The organism is Lysobacter xanthus (assembly GCF_047159895.1).
Genome location: NZ_BAAGAB020000123.1, coordinates 1 through 3,174 on the forward strand (window position 1 = coordinate 1; position 3,174 = coordinate 3,174).

At 64.9% G+C, this 3,174-nt stretch carries 2 protein-coding genes; both read right to left on the reverse strand.

Annotation, left to right across the window (positions count from 1 at the left end):
• Positions 1–73 precede the first annotated feature (73 nt).
• The gene (locus ACY35P_RS15185; protein WP_462116675.1) at positions 74–337 is read right to left on the reverse strand and encodes a hypothetical protein; all 264 of its coding nucleotides are present in this window, start codon (positions 335–337) and stop codon (positions 74–76) included.
• A gap of 565 nt (positions 338–902) precedes the next feature.
• The gene (locus ACY35P_RS15190) at positions 903–1,313 is read right to left on the reverse strand and encodes a hypothetical protein (protein WP_462116676.1); all 411 of its coding nucleotides are present in this window, start codon (positions 1,311–1,313) and stop codon (positions 903–905) included.
• Positions 1,314–3,174: the final 1,861 nt, after the last annotated feature.

Here is a 3,174-nt window from a genome sequence, read left to right on the forward strand (position 1 = left end):
CCTACGCCCTCACTGCGGGCGCTAACACCTGAGTTAAGCCGCGCCGCGAAGCGGCGTCGGCTTGGACGAATTGTTAGGCCTCAGCTTGAAACTGCACATGTACGAGCTCCGGAAACCTAGAGGCGATTTCTACGGCAGATGCCCAATGTTCTTCAAACAAATTCTTCCGCACCGGAAAGAATGCCGGCGGCGCCAGTTCAAAGCTGAACTCTACGCCGGTTAGAGGCGACAGCACTTTCCTGACTACGACTGGCGAACGCCCCTCGGAAAGGTGCCAGACGAGCTCGTCGATGACGACGTTCCAGCCCTCCTCGTCCAGTCGATCGATCCAGTCCATGAGGCCTAACACCTGAGTTAAGCCGCGCCGCGAAGCGGCGTCGGCTTGGACGAATTGTTAGGCCCCGGCCATGGCGAGGTACCGCACAAGGAAGAGCCAACACCTGCCACGGATGCTACGGCAGGTGAGACCGCATGAGCCAGCACGGCCGAGAGGTCCAGTAACCCGAAGCGTTTGCCGCGACTCGTTCGGGATGTGATGCCGAAGCATCCGCCGTAGCCGAAGGCGGGGAGTGCGTGCGGCAGCGAGGTCGCGGCAACGAAGCCGGACTGGAATTGCACGGTGCAGACCGGTCTCAACCCGCGCACGACGCCCTGAACCCGCAATACGGGGCCTAACACCGATTAGCTCCCATTTCGGAGCCGGTAACGGGATGCTCGCCTGACGGAGCAAGACGGTCAAGGCGGGGCCGGCGACTACCGCGGCCAGTGAAGCCCGCGAGGCGTTACAGCGGAGAGCGCAGCGGTAACAGCGAAGCTCTTACGCGCTTGGCGAGGTGTTTCACCGTGGGGCCTAACACCTGAGTTAAGCCGCGCCGCGAAGCGGCGTCGGCTTGGACGAATTGTTAGGGCGCATTGCCGAGCGACTCCAAATACGCGCGACTTGATTCGGTGACGGGTGCAAGTACAGCCAGCAGCGCGGCCGCTGCCGCACGAACAGGCTCCCATGATGGATGGCGCATGGCCGTGAGGTTTGGGGCCAAGCCGGCACCGCCCGGTAGATCGTTGACCGGGACAGCGCTGAGCTTATCAAGGAGGTGCCGGACGGACATTTCCTGCTCCGGAGACAGCCGGCCGTGGCCAAGTAGATAGCTGCCGGCCATGGCGTCGTCTTTCAGTTCCCACGCCGTGTTGTAGCTGCCCATTGCCTCACACGCTTCTTGGGCCGGGCTCGCCAGCGCCTGCACTGTAAATATGAAGACGCTATAGGCGAGGTGCCACGATTCCTCTTCCGACACCTGCGGAGAACTTTCCATGCGCCCTAACACCTGAGTTAAGCCGCGCCGCGAAGCGGCGTCGGCTTGGACGAATTGTTAGGCCAAGCTTGAACCGGCCGAACGCGGGCGGCAACCGGGCGCGAGATGGTGAACGAAGCGGGAGCCGCGATCTGGAGCCTGGACGTTTGCCGGCCGGCTTTTGGGCAGCACCCGAAGCCGAGGCGCATTCCAGCCGTAAGCCCGGGAACTGGTTGGGAAGCCGCGAGCGCGTGAAACGAGTGCAGACGACGCGCCAAGCGGATGGGCGAGAAACGGGAGCGGCATAGCGAGCGCGGCGAGTTGCATGCCGGAGCAAGCTGTTGAAGCGGCGAGCACGACGAAGCGACTAACTGGACGACGCGACACCGCGATTACGACAACCGACCGAGGCCTAACACCTGAGTTAAGCCGCGACGCGTAGTGGAGGTGAAAAGCTGGCAGGCTTTCTCTGCCAGCTTTTTGCCGGAACGAAGCGGCGTCGGCTTGGACGAACTGTTAGGCGCGACGATACCGCCCCGCAGCACCTGGTGGAAGAAGCGGGTGCAAACCGGCGCGCCCCGAAAGAGTCTGCCGGACAACACAGATGCGATGCCGCCCACCGGCCACGCGAGGCGCTTCGAAAAACTCCCCGAAGCCAGGACAGGAAGCGACAGAAAAGGGGGCGCCTCGAGAGGCCCGCCGGAACACCCAGTTGCGACGCAAGCCCACCGGTAGAGCAGGGCGCCACCAGACGTGGCCGAAGTTGCTCGAAAAGTTGCCGAAGCCGCAGAGCAGCAGGCGCGGTCGTTGGCTGCAAACCACCGACACACCAGTGATGCCTAACACCGGAGTTAAGCCGCGACGCGTAGTGGAGGCTTTGCAGTGGCAAGCTCTACCTGCCACTGCAAAGCCGGAACGAAGCGGCGTCGGCTTGAACGACTAGTTAGCGCCCGCCCGGATTGGGACAGACGCCGCGAAAGACTTTCAGGCGCGAGGATGCCACGACCCGCCCGGAACGGCAGCAGCCCGGGACCTTGGCACCGACGAGCGCGACAGTGGACGACCAGCCGGGCCGCGCTGCGCAAGCAGGGCGGCAGACCGGTTCAGTGAGGGAGAGGCACGTGCCACAACCGCCGAGATGTCGCCGGGCAGGGTGCCGCGCTGCAGGTAGCTTGGGCTGTGCGCTTTGCCCGGCGCGGCACGCTGCGTGGAGCCAGCGACCTGTCCGGGCCCGCGCGAAGATGCACGACCACTCGCTTGCGACGCTCGCGGCGCCCAACCGCGAATGACGAGGCGCCGGAACCAAGCGCCGAAAACCTACGCGCTCACTGCGGGCGCTAACACCGGAGTTAAGCCGCGACGCGTAGTGGAGGCTTTGCAGTGGCAAGCTCTACCTGCCACTGCAAAGCCGGAACGAAGCGGCGTCGGCTTGAACGACTAGTTAGCGCCCGGCCCGGTTGGGACAGACGCCGCGAAAGACTTACGGCTGCGAGGATGCCACGACGCGGCCGGAACGGCAGCAGCCCGCGAGCGACGCACCGACGAGCGCGACAGAGGACGGCCAACCGGGCCGCGCTGCGCAAGCAGGGCGGCAAGCCGGTTCAGTAACAGCAGAGCGCGTGCTGCAACCGCCGAGCTGCAGCCGGGCAGGTTGCCGCGCTGCGAAGGGTTGGACTGTGCGCTTTGCCCAGCGCGGCACGGTGCGTGAAGCCGGCGAACGGTCCGGGCACGCGCGACGCTGCACGGCAACGCGCTTGCGACAGTAGTGGGACGAAAACGACGAGCGACGGGGCGCCGGAACCGAACGCCGAAAACCTACGCCCTCACTGCGGGCGCTAACACCTGAGTTAAGCCGCGCCGCGAAGCGGCGTCGGCTTGGACG

Excerpts from the sequence above, each read along its gene's own strand:
- ACY35P_RS15190 (WP_462116676.1), bottom strand. The coding sequence starts at position 1,313 with ATGGAAAGTTCTCCGCAGGTGTCGGAAGAGGAATCGTGGCACCTCGCC.
- ACY35P_RS15185 (WP_462116675.1), bottom strand. The coding sequence starts at position 337 with ATGGACTGGATCGATCGACTGGACGAGGAGGGCTGGAACGTCGTCATC.